Here is a 16,060-nt window from a genome sequence, read left to right as displayed (position 1 = left end):
TTACGCCGTGTTAGATCCGGTCGGTAGCCATTTGGAGGATGGTCTTTGCGATCTGGTCAGCTGGTTCGAGGCCCAGCACGCCGATGGACAACAGCACCGATGACTTCTCCCGGTACACGTGGCTCCACGCGGTGGCGCTGATCCTGATGGTCGCGGAATCCGGCCGATCGACGGTGAAGTCGTAGCTCGGGTGATGCAGGGCGGCGCAGGCCTGCAGTGAGTTCTCCAGCTGATGGAGCACGCCGCGCGCTGTGCTCGAATCCGGATACACCGCCACCGCCTGGCTGACAGTCTGGATCATGGCGGGCCCGCCGGGTTTGAGGTCGTCAGTGATCCCGTGGTAGCCCGCGCTGCGGAACTCCGACCAGCCGCTACCGAAGGTGACATCACTGATTCCGGCCGCCCGGCAGGGGCCCGGCGCGTTCAAATCGCCGGACGGTGGATGCCGCAGGTCCGCGTGGGAATGGGCGGTCAATTCCTCGTAATTGGCGATCCGACGCACCTCTTCAACGCTGACGATCAACGAATCGACGCGCGATCCTGAAGCTGGGCCCGACTGGGCGGACTGGCCGTTAGATGAGCACGCCGTGATCATCAGTAGGGCAAAAACAGCAAAGGCGACCGCGGATTGCGGTCGCCATTCGAGCCGTCGCGTTCGGGCGTTGGCGGGGGTTGAGCTGTTCGGCCTCATCGTTGATCAGCCATTTTCTGCGGACTGCGGCCGCGGTAGGTAACGCGATTGTCAATATCCTAGTTCAGCGTCACCCGCTGCTAATCGAGCGCAAGCGTGGGATCCCTGCCGCGTCAGAAACTGACCAGGCAAGCGACCGGGGATAGAGTCGCGACGTGCCCAAAATCAGCGCTTCGTCGGTGGAGGAGCACCGTGGGCAGGTCCAACGACGGGTCTTCGAGGCTTTCGCCACGCTGATGGCCGAGCACAGCTTCGACGCGATCACCATGGCCAAGCTCGCGGCCGCCGCGGGTATCGGACGCACCGCGATCTATCACCACTTCGCCGACAAGGAGGCGGTGGTCGTCGCGTTCGCGTCGCACGAGACGAGCCGCTACATCGACGGTCTGCGCGCCGACCTGGCGGACGTCGACGACCCGGTGGAGCGCCTGGTGATCTACATCAGGCATCAGCTCAATGCCAGCGAGCAATTTCACATGGGGCTGGGTCCGCAGCTCTACGGGGCACTCTCGCTCGACACGATGCGCGCGATTCGCGAGCACGTGGTGGCCATCGAAGACGTGCTGCGCGAGATCCTGCGCGATGGCGTGACCAGCGGAAAGTTCGTCATCGAGGACGCGTCCGCGACCATGTCGCTGATCCACGCCTGCCTTGGCCCACGTGATCTTCCGACCGCCGCGATCGAGCGATTCGTGCTGCGCGCACTGGGTGGTACGGGCGTCTAGAACAAGACAATCACGGGGCGCTGTGCTACGTTTCTGACAGGTTGTCAGTATCGTTTTGACACGTTGTCAGAGTGTTGTTGATGAAGTACTCGATCCGTTGGAGCACCGATGTCACCGAGCACCGCCCAAGCCGTCCGGCCTTTCTCCCTCGCCATGAAAGAGGGTTCGATGGCCGAGCACGAGGCCGCGGAGCACTCGCCTTACGTCTCGGAACTGCTGGCCGGACGGGTGAATCGTCGGGGTTATGCCGACTATCTGCTGCGGTTGCGCATGGTTTACCAAGCGCTCGAAGCCACGGTGCGGACCCGTCGCGACGACCCGTTGGTTGCCGCCGTTTACGACCCCGCACTGGAACGTCTCACGGCCATCGAGGCCGACCTCGAGCATTGGGCACCCGGCGCCACGCGTGAGATCGAGTCCCCCGCCGCCCAGGCCTACCGCGACCGGCTCACCGGCGCCTCCTGGGGTGGTGCTCTGGTAGCCCACCACTACACCCGCTACCTGGGTGACCTCTCCGGCGGCCAGGCCATCGGCAAAATTCTTGACCGGACGTTCGGCCTCGAGGGCGCCGGCCTGGCGTTCTACGAGTTCCCGATGCGCCCCAAGCCCTACAAGGACGCCTACCGCGCCCGCCTCGACAATCTCGTCCTAGACACCGATGAGGTCGATCGTGCTGTCGGCGAGGTAAAGGTCGCTTTCAACATGAACCAGGCGTTGTTCAACGAACTGGCCCAAAACCTTCCGGCCTACCAACGCTGATTGGCCCGCGAGCGCAACGCTGCGGCGAAACTCACCCCTCAGCTTTTCGCCGCAGCGTTGCGCTCGCGCTTTACGTATTGGCCTTAGCGGAACAACCCACTCCGGGTGCGGCGCCCAGTGACGGCCTCGTAGGTCGCAATGAAGACGATGGCCAAGCCGACTCCGATCAGGAACGGAATCCAGGCGATTCCGCCGTTGGCATTGACGTAGCCGAAGTGGCTCGCAATTGCCGATCCGAGCAATCCACCTGCGGCGCCGAGCAGGACCGTAATCAGCATGCCGACGTTCTGCTTGCCAGGCATCACCAGACGCGCGACCACACCGATGATGGCGCCGACGAGAAGGGCCAACAAAATTGTTCCGATCATTTCAGGCTCCTGTGCTAGGCGGCGCCCCTGACGGGCTCCTCTGAACAGCGGGTTCCCCAAAACTCAGCGCTTATAACACACATGTTGAGAAAGTCCGGGACACCGGTTTTCCGTTGCCACAGAAGGTGTTTTAATGTCCACGGCCGCGGGTAGTCGGCCAATAGTTCGTTGAACGTCCATCAGGAGTCGGAGCCGGTGACCACCAATGTCTGCCCCGCGTGCGGCTATCCCACGCTGAGCCCCGCCCTGTGTGCGTTCTGCCGCCCCAGCGATGCATTCACCGGCGATCGCGCGGGTGGGCCGATGCCTTTCGTGACGACGCCGGCCCGCCTGCCGCCATGGTTGGGTGCGCAATATTCCGACGCCAATTGGGCTGCGCGCGTTAGTGTTTGGCCCGACCCGGTTGCCAGCTGAAATCAGGCAGCGGCCAGATCCGGCGGCACCGGCATAGGCGTCATCAATCCGATTGTGGCGCGACCGATGTTGCCTTCGGGGTAACGTCCCGTCAGCGATCCGGGTGCGGCGAGCACGATCCTTACGACCTGACCGAGCGCCTCACGCCGGTCGTGTTGACGGAGCGCGAGTGCGAGCATCGCGACGTGGTTGCGGGTGTGCAGCCACGGGGCAGGCTGGGACAGGATATGCGCCCTTTCGAGGTGATACCAGCAGGCCTCGGTGGCGTCCGAACGCCGGGCAACGGCCATCTCGCGGTGATATCTCTGCCGAGCGGCGCTGGTGATACGGGGCATCGATTACTCCTTACCCGGCTGCGCAGTCATGTTGTGCGGCAACACTTTTGGATTCGGCAGCAGCTCCGCAGCGATTAATATATGCATGAACAGTAATATATCGATTGATAGGGCGCAAGGTGCGCCCGCCGGTAACGGATCGCTATGCGCCAGCTGAGAATTGGCTGGCAGGTGGTTATGTAACGGGCCGCCTGGCCACCAACGGCTACTGGACGTGACAGTGTGGATCTCATCGTGGGAGGGAAAAATTTGTGGCGGACCTGCTAGCGCAGCCGCAGATGCTGGCGTCCGCGGCCGCCGAAGTGGCGTCCATCGGTACGACGGTCAACCAGGCGACCGGGGCTGCGGCACGCGCAATCACTGGAATGGCAGCTGCTGCCGCTGACGAAGTATCTGCGGCGATCACAAGCCTTTTCAACGCATTTGGCCAAGAAGGCCAGGCGATCATGGGGCAGGTTGCGGCACTACAAGGCAAGTTTGCTCAGACATTGGCCGCCGCCGGCGACGCCTACGCCAACGCCGAAGCTGCCAGCGTGGCCGCACTCACCGGCGGCTCACCGGGCAGTGCGACTGGCGGCCTCCAGGCTGCGGTGACGAAGGCGGCGGCCGCCGAGTCGGTTGTCACATTTGTAATGGACGGCAGTGGAACTCCGATCCCGCCGGCCGACCTGGTGGACAGATTCGTCAGCAAATACCTTGGCGCGGCTCAGGCCGGACTCATTCAAGCCCTTGCGCTACCCGCGGGCGAATACCCAGACAGCGGTGTGAAGGATCTGACGTCCGACGTGGCAATATCCCGCGGCGTCACCATCCTGACCAACGCCATTCAGCAGCAGCTCGCCGCGGGGAATTCCGTCAACGTCATCGGCTACTCGCAGAGCGCCAACATCGCCACGCTCGTGATGCAAGCGCTCGACCCCAGCAATACACCGAGTTCGCTGCCGATCAACTTCATCCTGCTCGGCAACTCGATGAACCCCAACGGCGGCTGGGACGCCCGCTTCCCGGGTCTGAGTTTCCCGAGCCTGGGCATCACAACACTGGGTGCAGCACCCAGCAATTCGTTCCCGACGCAGAGTTACACCATCGAGTACGACGGCTGGGCCGACTTCCCGCGGTACCCGATCAACATTTTCTCCGATCTGAACGCGCTTGCCGGCATGGTGACGACACACGGCACCTACGACAGTCTCACTGCGGCACAGATAAATTCGGCGATCGTCCTGCCGACGCAGGGACCGACAACGACCACGTACTACATGATTCCGAATCCGAATCTGCCGCTGCTGGATCCGCTGCGGTCCATCCCCGTGATCGGCAACCCGATCGCGGATCTGGTGCAGCCCGTGTTGAAGCCGATTGTCAACTGGGGCTACGGCGATCCCAACTACGGCTACTCGACCGGACCGGCCGACGTGCCTACCCCGTTCGGATTCCTGCCGCCGCCCAGCGCCACAGTCGCGTTGGTGCCCGCCATCCTCAACGGCATCCCGCAGGGAATCACCGCAGCGGCCCATGACCTTGCCACCGCGGGTCCCCTGACACTGCCTTCGCTGTCGGATCTGTCGCAGGCGCTGTCGTCGCCCGGCGGCGTGAATCTGCCGACCGGGCCGCCGTCGGTCACCGACCTCATACAAGGCCTGCGGACGGCGAACACGCAGATCGTCGGCGGCGCGACCACTGACCTGTCGACGGCCTACGCGACCCTGTTGCCGACCACCGACCTCGCGACTGCTGCCCTGGTCTCTTTGCCGTCCTATGACTTCAACCTGTTCCTCGATGGAGTCCAGCAAATGGTCGACGGTCAACCTCTGGACGGACTCATCAACGCGATCGGGCGCCCGATCGCCGCCAATGTTGGATTGCTCACGCTGACGGGCGGTCTGGAGCTCACCGTCCTCGGATTGGCGGGAGACACGATCCTGACCGGGACGCCGTATCCGAGTCCCTGAACCGACGCGCCCGTCGCGTGGGTGGGTGTTGCGCCAGTTATCACAAGTAGTTGATACTGCCTCGTGATGGAGGTTACAGCATGCACAGTGAAGTGACAGAGCCCGACGAGCGCGAACCCGACTTCGCCCAGCCATGGGCACCGCATCGACTGAGGATCTACACCGCCACCGCCCTATTCACCGGCGCCGTCTTCGCGTTGATGACCGTAGGATTCGCCGTCGGAATCCTGCAGCCAACCTTCACGGCCGACGTCATTGTGAACCTGATCTTCGGCATCCCGGTAATGCTGCTGCCCTTCGTCATTTTGTGGAATGCGCCGGGAGAGAAGCGATCTCGGCTCGACAAAGCGGCCGAGCTGACGCTGTTCTACCTGCCGTACACCGCAGGCAGCCAGATCGGTTACGAGTTGGTCTTCCTGATCGGCCACCCATTCGGCCTCTGGGCGCCCACGACGGACCCCGGTTGGAAGTGGCTGTGGTGGCAGTACGGCCTGGCCGACACGCGCTATGTCAGCGGCAATCCGTGGATCTTCGCGCTGGAGGTCGTCGGGGTCTGCACCGGCGTGACGGTGTTCGTCATGTGGACACGCCTGATCCGGTCGAACTTGCCGGCAGAGTCGCGCATCCGTTGCCTGTGGATCGCCTTCGCCGGTTGCACTGTGCTGATGGGCAGTACCGCGATTTACTTCCTGGCCGAAGTGGGCGCGGGTTTCACCCACATCGGGCAGGGCGCGTTCGGACTGTGGTTCAAGTTCATCGGCGAGAACATTCCGTTCATCGTGCTGCCCCCGCTGGTCCTGTACTCGATCCATCTGCAAATCGACTACTTGACCCGCAAGGCGGGCGTTACGACCGCACGCGACGCTCTCAGAGCGCCGGGGTAACGATAAATTCCGGTGGCCAGGGGCGGGATCGAACCGCCGACCTTCCGCTTTTCAGGCGGACGCTCGTACCGACTGAGCTACCTGGCCGAAGCCGGCAGGCAGCGTGTGCCTCGCCGTGCTGGCGACCCTGACGGGACTCGAACCCGCGACCTCCGCCGTGACAGGGCGGCGCGCTAACCAACTGCGCCACAGGGCCTTGCTTTACTTCTTCTTGCTCCACACTAATGCGTCGCAAGTACCCCCTACGGGATTCGAACCCGCGCTACCGCCTTGAAAGGGCGGCGTCCTAGGCCGCTAGACGAAGGGGGCCAGAACCGAATCTCTCCGGGGCACTCACAACGGGTTCACCGTTGGGAGCCAAGCTAGCTTAGGTCACCCCGGGCCGAATCCTCAAACGAGGTGGCTCTGGGGTACACAGTATCCTGAATCACCGCCGCCCCTATAGCTCAGTTGGTAGAGCTACGGACTTTTAATCCGCAGGTCGTAGGTTCGAGTCCTACTGGGGGCACCAACGGGTATCGATTTCGCATCGGACCTCCACCGAAGCGAAATCGGGGATCGGGGGCATAGCGGCCCGCGCATTTGGGCGTCCCGCTATGCTTCCGGACGTGAATCCCGATGGAGTGCAACCCAACGCCCCCGTAGCCCTGGTGACGCTGGAGATCCGTCACCCTGCCACCGACTCACTGACTGAGTCGGCGGCCCGCGAGCTCAAGCAACTGCTGCAAAGTGACCTCCCCATCGAGCGCCAGGCGCAGGACGTCCAGTGGGGCGTTACCGCCCCCGGCGCCGCACCGCAGCCGGTTGCGGACCGCTTCGTCCGTTACTCCAATCGGGAGAACACCACGGCCGCGTCGCTGAAGAACCAGGCGATCGTGGTGGAGACCACCGCCTACTCCAACTTCGACTCGTTCCTGGACATTGCGATGCGGGTGGTTGACGCACGTTCGCAGGTCTCGTCGATCGTGGGCATCGAGCGCATCGGACTGCGCTACGTGCTGGAGATCCGGGTTCCTGCCGGCGTCGACGGCCGCATCGAGTGGACCAACTGGATCGACGAGAGCCTGCTCGGCCCGCAGCGCCTGGCCCCCGGCGGCCTGGCCCTGACCGAATGGCAGGGCGCTGCGGTCTACCGCGAGGCGCAGCCCGGCAAGTCGCTCATCGTGCGTTACGGCCCGGGCGTCGGTCAGGCGCTGGACCCGAATTACCACCTGCGCCGCGTGACGCCGGCCCAGGCCGGCCAGTTCTTCCTGATGGACATCGACAGCTTCTGGACGCCGCCCACCGGCGCGATCCCGGAGTACAACCGCGAAGCCCTCGTGTCGACCTACCGGGACCTCTACGCCCCGGCACAGACGGTATTCCAGGACATGCTCACCGCGCGCCTGAAGGACGAGCTGCTGCGCGGCTGATAGGCCACCCGGCCAGGGCGGTCCTGAACGGCGGCTAAGCCTTCAGGACCGCGCTGGTGTAGGTGTTGTCCGCGAACGCGGCGGCAAGTTCGTCGTCGGGGTACACAAAGCCATTGGCTTCGTGCAGCTCGGCGACGGTGCGCGGCGTGGTCTGCCAGCCATCTCGGGACATGTAGTCCATGAAGTTGCTGCGCTCGGCATCGAAGACGAGCTCCCTGAAGTCGACTTCGAAACCCAGTTCGCGCATCCGGGCGTGATGGGAGCGCCACCGCTCGTCCTGGAAGATCCGAGTGTCGGGCACGAACTCGAACGCCAGCCGGCTGCCGGGGGCGCTCAATGCGGTGATGTTGGTGGACAGCGCATCCTGCGCCTCATCCGGCAAGTAGACGAGCAGACCTTCCGCACTCCAGGCCGCCGGCGCCTCGGCATCGAACCCGGCGGCTTTCAGCGCCGCCGCCCAGTCATCGCGCAGATCGACTGCGACGGTGCGGCGCTCGGCAGTCGGCTCGGCGCCGAGCTCACGCAGCGTCTCGGTCTTGAAGTCGATCACCTCCGGCATGTCGACCTCGTAGACGACGGTGCCGGCGGGCCACGGCAGACGGTAGGCGCGAGCGTCCAGGCCAGAGGCTAAAATCACGGCCTGCCTGATGCCGCCGCCGCTGGCGTCCAGAAAGAACTGGTCGTAGAACCGGGTCCGGCAGGCCATCCCCATAGCCATTCGTTGCGGATCAAAGCCGGACCCTTCCGTCACGGGAATCTGCCCGTTCACCAAGCGGACGTAGACGTCGATACCGACCGCACGCACCAGCGGCGCGGCATACGGGTCATCGATGAACGCGTGGTCGGAGGCAAGCGCTCGCGACGCAGCAACCATGGTTGCCGTCGCACCTACGCTCGTCGCAAGATCCCAGCGATCCCGATCGGTACGCATCATCAACCCCCAGATTCGCAAGAAATATAGATAACCTAGTTACTATCACAGAACCGCCAATGATTCTGGGGAGCTAACCTTCGTCTGGTGACCGACTCTGCGCCCGACTTCGCAAGTAGGACCATCGATCTTGCTCGCCAGAACGTCATCGAAGGCGGCCGCCCCTTCGCGACAGTCATCGTCAAAGACGGCGAAGTCCTGGCCGAGAGCGCCAACAAAGTCGCGCAGACCAACGATCCGACCGCACACGCCGAGATTCTCGCGATCCGCGCCGCCTGCACGAAGTTGGGCACCGAACATCTGGTCGGCACCACGATTTACGTGCTGGCCCACCCCTGCCCAATGTGTCTGGGTTCGCTCTATTACTGCTCGCCCGACAAAGTGGTGTTCCTGACGTCGCGCGACGACTACGAGCAGCACTACGTCGACGATCGCAAGTACTTCGAACTCGCCACGTTCTACGACGAGTTCGCCAAGGACTGGCGGGACCGACGACTACCCATGGATCAGGAACCTCGGCCCGAGATCAGGCGCGCAGCCGTGGACGTGTACCGGTTCTGGCAGGAGCAGAACGGCGGCGAGCGCACGGCAACCGTCGTGCCTTGCCCTTGAAGCCGCCCCCCACCGGGGCTGCGTCACCTTGACACCGACGCGCCAGCCCGATTTATTATTTGCGCATGCATGCAGATAGCAGACCTCTTCGGCTGCCGGATGACCAGGTCGCCCTGGTGGTCGAGATTTTCCGCATGCTCGCTGACGCCACGCGCGTGCAGGTGTTGTGGTCCTTGGCGAATGACGAGATGTCGGTGAACGAGCTCGCCGAGCACGTCGGCAAGCCCGGACCTTCGGTCTCCCAGCACCTTGCGAAGCTGCGCATGGCCCGGCTGGTGCGCACCCGCCGAGAAGGCACGACGATCTTCTACAGCCTCGAGAACGACCACGTGCGCCAACTGGTCATCGACGCCGTCCACAACGCTGAACATGCCGGGCCGGGGGTTCCCCGTCATCACCGGGACGGTGGTGCACTGCAGGCGGTCACCGAAGCCTGAATGGGGTCAGACGTCGGGGCAGTAGTGCTTGGGGTTGCCCCGCGCCTCCAGCGGCGGAAGATTGCGTGCCGCCGTCTGCGGCAGCGGCGCATCGGCCGGGATGCGCCCGCAGGCCCGGTCGAGACCGGCCCGGGCCCGAGGGTGCTTCCGGTATCTCGGTGGCACGAACGCGAAGATCACCCGCACCAGGTTGCCGAAGCGCCGGTGCAGCCACTCATCGCGCCGGGTCCAAGCGAATCCGAGTCGTTCGCGAATGGCCGGGTGATACAGCCCGACCGTCAGCCAGACAAAGAGCGGTCGGGTCAACTTGGTCAGGCCGCCCCACAGCCAGTCCGGCAGCCACGGAGCGATCGGCAGCTTGTTGTACAGCGTCAGGTCGAGTACCGCGCGCGTCGCGTAATTGTCCTCTAAAACGTTGCGGCACATGTGGTCCCAGTAGTCCTGAAATGCCTCCCAGGACTCCGGCACCGGCCGCATGCTCATCCCGTACATGCGATACCACTCGATGTGCTCGTCGAAGAGTTGGCGCTTGTCGGCTTCGGTCAGACCGCCGCCGAACCTTTCCGCCACCATGATGGTGCCCATGAAGAACGTCGAGTGGGCCCAGTAGAAAACGTCGGGATTCAGCGCGTGGTAGCGACGCCCCTGGCTGTCGACGCCCTTGATGTCGGTGTGGTAATCACGCACCTCGGCACCGGTCTGCGGGGCGCGGTCACCATCGAAGACGACCCCGCCGATCGGGTACAGCGACCGCATCACCCGGGGCAACGGCTCCACGAAGAACGACGAGTGGTCCTCGACCGCGGCCCCCAACTGCGGGTGCATGTTCTGCAACGATCCCGCATAAGGCCCCTGCAGGATGCCCCGCCAGTCGCCGAAGTACTTCCACGTCAGTGAGTCCGGACCAAGAGGGGACGGCGGCGACTCGTAGCCGAACGGCGACACCGGACACCCGCCGGCCACCGCGTCGGACGCAGCGGTGGTTGTGTTCTCGGCAGCGGGAACGGCAGAGGTCGGATCTTCACCGCTGGTCAGCGGACAGCCAGCCGACGTATCTTGAGTCACTGGTAATTATCCTCGGTTATCGGTAATTCTGACTACGTACGTTGTCAGAATGGAGTTTAGGAGTGAAGTGCAGGCGGGTCAACGACGGGGCCGCTGGTCGGGCGTCCCCCTGGAAGACCGGCACGCCGTACGACGCGAAAATCTCGTCGCCGCCGGTGTTCAATTACTCGGTAGCGAGGGTGGCCCTGCCCTGACGGTTCGCGCAGCTTGTCGCCACGCGGGTCTGACAGAGCGCTATTTCTACGAAAGCTTCACCGACCGCGAGCACTTCGTTCGCGCGGTTTACGACGACGTGTGCACCCGGGCGATGTCAGCCCTCACATCCGCGAAAACACCCCGGGACGCCGTCGAGCAGTTCGTAGCGCTGATGGTCGACGACCCAGTGCGCGGGCGGGTACTGCTGCTGGCGCCGGCGGTCGAGCCGGTGCTGACCCGCTCCGGCGCGGAGTGGATGCCGAACTTCATCGAACTGCTGCAGCACAAGCTCTCCCGGATCGTTGACCCGGTGCTGCAGAAACTGGTCGCCACCAGCTTGATCGGCGCCCTGACCGGGCTTTTCACCGCTTATCTCAACGGACAACTAGGAGCCACCCGCAAGCAGTTCATCGACTACTGCGTCGACATGTTGCTCAGCACGGCCGCTAGCTACGTACCGGTTCATGCCGCCGGCTTGGCGGAATTTCACGTCGAAAACCAGGACGACATCCCGGTCGCGGCAGCACCGCTCGACTAATCACGATTGGCGGCCCTTTTACCGGGCAATCCAGCAGGACATCCAGTGGTCAAAAGCGTAACCGCAGCGTGATCTGGCACACCGTCGAGAAACTTGATGCTACTGGTAGACACAGATATATTGAGTGCAACCCATAGACACAGATACTTGGAGGGGCCATGTCGGCCGAGATGTCTAACCTGCAGCTCCTGCACGAGCTGGAACCGGTAGTCGAGAAGTGCGTGAACCGACACGAGAGCATGCACAAGAACTGGAACCCGCACGACTACATTCCGTGGTCGGACGGCAAGAACTTCTACGCGCTCGGCGGGCAGGATTGGGAGCCCGGACAGTCCCAGTTGACCGACGTCGCCCAGGTGGCCATGGTGCAGAACCTGATGACCGAGGACAACCTGCCGTCCTATCACCGCGAGATCGCGATGAACTTCGGCTTGGACGGGCCCTGGGGCTACTGGGTCAACCGGTGGACCGCCGAGGAGAACCGGCACGGAATCGCGCTGCGCGACTACCTGGTGGTCACCCGCGCCGTCGACCCGTACGAGCTGGAGAAGCTGCGCATCGAGGTGGTGAACCGGGGCTTCAGCCCGGGCCAGAACCAGCAGATCAAGGCAGATTTGTTCGCTGAGAGCCTGTTCGACTCCGTCATCTACGTGACATTCCAGGAGCTGGCGACACGGATTTCACACCGCAATACCGGCAAGGCCTGCAACGAGCCGATCGCCGACCAGTTGCTGGCCAAGATCTCGGCCGACGAGAACCTGCACATGATCTTCTACCGCGACGTCAGCGCGGCCGGGTTCGACGCTTCGCCTAATCAGGCGATGCGGTCGCTGCACAAGGTGCTGCGCCACTTCCAGATGCCCGGCTACCAGGTGCCCGAATTCCGGCGCAAGGCCGTGATGATCGCCGTCGGCGGGGTGTACGACCCGCGCATTCACCTCGAAGACGTCGTCATGCCGGTGCTGAGGAAGTGGCGCATCTTCGAGCGTGAAGACTTCACCGGTGACGCCGCCGCACTGCGTGACGACCTAGGCGTTCTGGTCGAAGAGCTCGAAGAGTCCTGCGTGAAGTTCGAGATCTCCAAGCAGCGTCAACTCGACCGGGAAGCCCGGACCGGCAAGAAGGTCTCGGCAGCCGAGCTGCACAAGACGGCCGGCAAGCTGGTCATGAGCGGGCGGTAACCGCCCGGTGCACATCGGACCCATCGCGCTGGCCAGCCCGGTGGTACTGGCACCGATGGCAGGCGTCACGAACGTCGCTTTCCGAACGCTGTGTCGTGAACTCGAGCTGTCGAAGGTCGGCACTGTCAGCGGTTTGTACGTCTGCGAGATGGTGACCGCCCGGGCGCTCGTCGAGCGCCATCCGGTCACCATGCACATGACCTCGTTCGCGCCGGACGAGTCGCCGCGCTCGTTGCAGCTCTACACCGTCGACCCCGACACCACGTATGCCGCAGCCAAGATGATCGCGGACGAGGGGTTGGCCGATCACATCGACATGAACTTCGGCTGCCCCGTGCCCAAAGTGACCAGGCGCGGTGGCGGGGCGGCGCTGCCGTACAAACGGAAGCTGTTCGGCCAGATCGTGGCCGCTGCCGTGCGCGCCACTGCCGGCACGGACATACCGGTGACCGTCAAGTTCCGCATCGGGATCGACGACGAGCACCACACTCACCTCGATGCCGGCCGGATCGCCGAAGCAGAGGGTGCAGCGGCGGTCGCACTACACGCCCGGACCGCCGCGCAGCGTTATTCCGGCACCGCCGACTGGGATCAGATCGCCCTGCTCAAGCAGCAGGTACGCACCATCCCGGTGCTCGGCAACGGCGACATCTACGACGCCAGCGACGCACTGACCATGATGGCCACCACCGGCTGCGACGGCGTGGTCATCGGCCGTGGCTGCCTGGGCCGGCCGTGGCTCTTCGCCGAACTGTCGGCGGCATTCACCGGCAACCCAGCTCCCACTCCCCCGACGCTCGGTGAAGTCACCGACATCGTCCGTCGGCACGGCGCGCTGCTGGCCGAGCATTTCGGCGAAGACAAAGGCATGCGCGATATCCGCAAGCATGTCGCCTGGTATCTGCACGGCTTCCCAGCCGGATCCGACGTACGGCGGGCGTTGGCGCTGGTCAAGACGCTCGACGAGCTCGACGATCTACTCGCACGACTGGATGGCAGTGTTCCGTTTCCGGAGGCCGGGAACGGCCCGCGTGGCCGCCAAGGCTCGCCCGCCCGGGTGGCCCTCCCCGAGGGTTGGCTCAGCGATCCCGACGACTGCCGGGTGCCCGACGGAGCCGATGTCATGCACTCGGGTGGCTGATCCGCAAGCACGGTAGCCCAACCGAGACCCTGATGAAATCGCGTCTCAGCCGATAAATCAGTACGCTATGAGCCTTGACGCATTTTTGTGGCGCCGGTGGGACGGTGCTGCACTGATGTCCGCGCAGACATGCACCGAACACACAACCCGACCAGGGACGTGTGCGCATCGCGACATTCGGAGGCCGATAGCGACATGAGTGACGGCGAGCACGACGCCACTCCTGACCGTCGGCGCGCGTCCAGCCCCGGCGGTGACAGTAATTTCATTACTCCGAATCCACCGCCATTGCGAGGCGCCGCGCCGTGGGAGCGGTTCTCAGGACCGCCAGCCGATGAGGATCAGGCCCCGCGCGCGTCCCAGGACACCGTCGGCAACGACGAGTCGGCCGCACCGACCGGAAGCCACATCGGCGGTGTCCTGAGCGTCGCCGATCTGATCGCCAAACTCGGCGCCACCGTCCCTGCCCAGCCGACCCACCACCGCGTCGCACGCCACGCCGACGAAGCCGACGAAGCCGACGTGGTCGCGGATGCTGACCGCACCGTCGTGCCGGAGCCGCGGCCGGAGCCGGAGCCCGGCGATATCGCCCCGGACAGTTCCGAAGCTGCCGATGAACAGTTGGACACCCAGGTCATCCCCACTCCGGCTTACTCCCTGCAGCTTCTCTCGGAGCTGCCCGACCTCAGTGCGGCCAACTATCCCTCCGACGACGACGAGCACGGCCAGCAACCGAACGCGCCGAAGGGACGGCTGAAGCGTTCCCGCAAAGCCGCGAAGGCAACGACTCGCAAGGCTCCCGATAACCGCGAGCCCAAGAACAAACCGCGCCGGCGCCCGCTGCTGATTGCCGGGCGCTCGTTGGTCGCACTGATAGCGCTGCTGTCGCTGGTGATGACGGGCGGCGCATGGCGGTGGAGTGCTTCGAAGAACGACCAGCTGAATACCGTGAGCGCGCTGGACCCGGGTTCGGCCGACATCGTCGACCCCAACGCCCAGTACGGCGATGAGAACTTCCTGATCGTCGGAATGGACTCGCGGTTGGGGGCGAACGCCAACGTGGGCGCCGGTGACACTGAGGACGCCGGCGGCGCCAGGTCGGACACCGTGATGCTGGTCAACATTCCGGCCAACCGCAAACGGGTGGTCGCGGTGTCATTCCCGCGCGACCTGGCGATCAACCCGATCCAATGCGAGGCCTGGAACCCCGAGACCGGCAAGTACGGCCCCATCTACGACCCCAAGACCAAGACCACAGGCCCGAAAATGGTCTACACCGAGACCAAGCTGAACTCTGCGTTCTCCTTCGGCGGCCCCAAGTGTCTGGTGAAGGTGATCCAGAAGCTCTCGGGCTTGAGCATCAACCGGTTCATCGCCATCGACTTCGTCGGATTCGGTCGGATGGTCGAGGCTCTCGGCGGCGTCGAGGTGTGCAGCACCACGGCGCTCAAGGACTACGAACTGGGCACCGTGCTCGAGCACGCCGGGCGCCAGGTCATCGACGGGCCCACCGCGCTGAACTATGTGCGGGCCCGTCAGGTCACCACCGAGGTCAACGGCGACTACGGCCGCATCAAGCGCCAGCAGTTGTTCGTGTCCTCACTACTGCGCACGATGATCTCCGAAGACACGTTGATGAACCTCAACAAGCTCAACAACGTCGTCAACATGTTCATCGGCAACAGCTACGTCGACAACGTCAAGACCAAAGATCTGGTTGAGCTCGGGCGATCCCTGCAGCACATGGCGGCTGGGCACGTCACGTTCGTTACCGTGCCCACCGGCGTAACGGATCAGGACGGCAACGAACCGCCACGTACCGCCGACATGAAGGCGCTGTTCACCGCCATCATTAACGACGACCCGCTGCCAATGGAGAACGACCACAACGCGCAAAGCTTGGGCACATCCCCGACTTCGGGCAACACGTCGTCCACCACCGCCAAGAAACCACCGGCGCCTCCGCCGGCGGCCGCGAGTCCACCCGGCGAGGTTCGCCGCGAACAGGTCACGACGACCTCTCCGCAGGAAGTCACCGTGCAGGTCTCCAACGGAACCCCCACCGAAGGCCTGGCAGCCACCGCCGCCGGCCAACTCAAGCGCAACGGCTTCAACGTGATGACCCCCGACGACTACCCGAGTTCGCTGAAGACGACCACGGTGTTCTTCTCGCCGGGCAACGAGCAGGCCGCCGCGACGGTCGCCGCGGCGTTCGGCAATTCCAAGGTCGAGCGCGTTACCGGTATCGGCTCGGTGGTGCAGGTGGTCCTGGGCCCGGACTTCAGTTCGGTGACCACTCCCCCGCCCAGCGGTTCCTCAGTGAGCATGCAAATCAGCCGCAACACCAGCAGCCCGCCGACGCGGTTGCCCGAGGATCTGACTATCACCAATGCCGCCGACACCACCTGCGAGTAGCACTG

At 64.2% G+C, this 16,060-nt stretch carries 16 protein-coding genes and 4 tRNA genes; 12 read left to right on the top strand and 8 right to left on the bottom strand.

The genetic code is table 11. From position 1 onward, the window contains the following. Positions 1-10 precede the first annotated feature (10 nt). A complete protein-coding gene (locus ACZY1I_RS07370) occupies positions 11-595 on the bottom strand; it encodes a sensor domain-containing protein (protein WP_463753702.1) in 585 nt (194 codons plus the stop codon). Positions 596-846: 251 nt separating this feature from the next. Here ACZY1I_RS07370 and ACZY1I_RS07365 point away from each other — a divergent pair, with 251 nt between their 5' ends. Together ACZY1I_RS07365 and ACZY1I_RS07360 are read left to right on the top strand one after the other, a co-directional pair. Next, positions 847-1,416: a TetR/AcrR family transcriptional regulator gene (locus ACZY1I_RS07365; protein WP_463753701.1), complete on the top strand. Its 570-nt coding sequence runs from the start codon at positions 847-849 to the stop codon at positions 1,414-1,416. 108 nt (positions 1,417-1,524) lie between these two features. Continuing rightward, positions 1,525-2,175: a biliverdin-producing heme oxygenase gene (locus tag ACZY1I_RS07360; RefSeq protein ID WP_463753699.1), complete on the top strand. Its 651-nt coding sequence runs from the start codon at positions 1,525-1,527 to the stop codon at positions 2,173-2,175. 83 nt (positions 2,176-2,258) lie between these two features. Here ACZY1I_RS07360 and ACZY1I_RS07355 read toward each other — a convergent pair whose 3' ends face one another. Then, positions 2,259-2,543 (bottom strand): GlsB/YeaQ/YmgE family stress response membrane protein, encoded by a 285-nt coding sequence (locus ACZY1I_RS07355; protein ID WP_463753698.1) that lies wholly within the window; start codon positions 2,541-2,543, stop codon positions 2,259-2,261. Between the two features lie 416 nt (positions 2,544-2,959). After that, positions 2,960-3,292, bottom strand: a complete 333-nt coding sequence (locus ACZY1I_RS07350; protein WP_463753696.1) for a DUF3703 domain-containing protein — start codon at positions 3,290-3,292, stop codon at positions 2,960-2,962. Between the two features lie 251 nt (positions 3,293-3,543). Here ACZY1I_RS07350 and ACZY1I_RS07345 point away from each other — a divergent pair, with 251 nt between their 5' ends. Then, entirely contained in the window at positions 3,544-5,244 is a 1,701-nt protein-coding gene (locus ACZY1I_RS07345) for a PE family protein (RefSeq protein ID WP_463753695.1), read from the top strand. An 80-nt stretch (positions 5,245-5,324) separates the two neighbouring features. Beyond that, positions 5,325-6,128 carry an emopamil-binding protein gene (locus ACZY1I_RS07340; protein ID WP_463753694.1) on the top strand — a complete coding sequence of 268 codons (804 nt, stop codon included), beginning with the start codon at positions 5,325-5,327 and terminating at the stop codon, positions 6,126-6,128. A gap of 13 nt (positions 6,129-6,141) precedes the next feature. Here ACZY1I_RS07340 and ACZY1I_RS07335 read toward each other — a convergent pair. The 3 genes from ACZY1I_RS07335 to ACZY1I_RS07325 all read right to left on the bottom strand — a co-directional run bounded on the left by ACZY1I_RS07335 (position 6,142) and on the right by ACZY1I_RS07325 (position 6,437). Next, positions 6,142-6,215: transfer RNA gene (locus ACZY1I_RS07335), tRNA-Phe, on the bottom strand. A gap of 32 nt (positions 6,216-6,247) precedes the next feature. Continuing rightward, a tRNA-Asp gene (locus ACZY1I_RS07330) sits at positions 6,248-6,324 on the bottom strand. Between the two features lie 40 nt (positions 6,325-6,364). Further along, positions 6,365-6,437: transfer RNA gene (locus ACZY1I_RS07325), tRNA-Glu, on the bottom strand. Between the two features lie 126 nt (positions 6,438-6,563). Between ACZY1I_RS07325 and ACZY1I_RS07320 the strand changes: the two genes are divergently transcribed. Both ACZY1I_RS07320 and ACZY1I_RS07315 read left to right on the top strand, forming a co-directional pair. Further along, positions 6,564-6,639 (top strand) — tRNA-Lys (locus ACZY1I_RS07320). Positions 6,640-6,724: 85 nt separating this feature from the next. Then, entirely contained in the window at positions 6,725-7,540 is an 816-nt protein-coding gene (locus tag ACZY1I_RS07315; protein WP_463753693.1) for a TIGR04255 family protein, read from the top strand. A 34-nt stretch (positions 7,541-7,574) separates the two neighbouring features. Here ACZY1I_RS07315 and ACZY1I_RS07310 read toward each other — a convergent pair whose 3' ends face one another. After that, positions 7,575-8,474, bottom strand: a complete 900-nt coding sequence (locus ACZY1I_RS07310) for a class I SAM-dependent methyltransferase (protein ID WP_463753692.1) — start codon at positions 8,472-8,474, stop codon at positions 7,575-7,577. Positions 8,475-8,558: 84 nt separating this feature from the next. On the opposite strand from ACZY1I_RS07310, the gene ACZY1I_RS07305 reads away from it, so the two are divergent. Both ACZY1I_RS07305 and ACZY1I_RS07300 read left to right on the top strand, forming a co-directional pair. Next, complete coding sequence (locus ACZY1I_RS07305) at positions 8,559-9,083, top strand: nucleoside deaminase (RefSeq protein ID WP_463753691.1); 525 nt, start codon at positions 8,559-8,561, stop codon at positions 9,081-9,083. 65 nt (positions 9,084-9,148) lie between these two features. Then, positions 9,149-9,520 carry an ArsR/SmtB family transcription factor gene (locus ACZY1I_RS07300; RefSeq protein WP_463753690.1) on the top strand — a complete coding sequence of 124 codons (372 nt, stop codon included), beginning with the start codon at positions 9,149-9,151 and terminating at the stop codon, positions 9,518-9,520. 6 nt (positions 9,521-9,526) lie between these two features. Here ACZY1I_RS07300 and ACZY1I_RS07295 read toward each other — a convergent pair whose 3' ends face one another. Then, a complete protein-coding gene (locus ACZY1I_RS07295) occupies positions 9,527-10,585 on the bottom strand; it encodes an oxygenase MpaB family protein (protein ID WP_463753689.1) in 1,059 nt (352 codons plus the stop codon). 67 nt (positions 10,586-10,652) lie between these two features. On the opposite strand from ACZY1I_RS07295, the gene ACZY1I_RS07290 reads away from it, so the two are divergent. The 4 genes from ACZY1I_RS07290 to ACZY1I_RS07275 all read left to right on the top strand — a co-directional run bounded on the left by ACZY1I_RS07290 (position 10,653) and on the right by ACZY1I_RS07275 (position 16,055). Further along, positions 10,653-11,318, top strand: coding sequence for a TetR/AcrR family transcriptional regulator (locus ACZY1I_RS07290; RefSeq protein WP_463754328.1), 666 nt, complete (start codon positions 10,653-10,655; stop codon positions 11,316-11,318). Positions 11,319-11,476: 158 nt separating this feature from the next. Beyond that, positions 11,477-12,499, top strand: coding sequence for an acyl-ACP desaturase (locus ACZY1I_RS07285; RefSeq protein ID WP_463753688.1), 1,023 nt, complete (start codon positions 11,477-11,479; stop codon positions 12,497-12,499). Between the two features lie 7 nt (positions 12,500-12,506). Next, the gene (gene dusB, locus ACZY1I_RS07280; RefSeq protein WP_463753687.1) at positions 12,507-13,640 is read left to right on the top strand and encodes a tRNA dihydrouridine synthase DusB; all 1,134 of its coding nucleotides are present in this window, start codon (positions 12,507-12,509) and stop codon (positions 13,638-13,640) included. 195 nt (positions 13,641-13,835) lie between these two features. Further along, a complete protein-coding gene (locus tag ACZY1I_RS07275) occupies positions 13,836-16,055 on the top strand; it encodes an LCP family protein (RefSeq protein ID WP_463753686.1) in 2,220 nt (739 codons plus the stop codon). The last annotated feature ends 5 nt before the right edge of the window (positions 16,056-16,060 follow it).

The organism is Mycobacterium sp. IDUB_37 (assembly GCF_055419245.1).
This window is presented reverse-complemented; position numbering and strand designations above follow the sequence as displayed.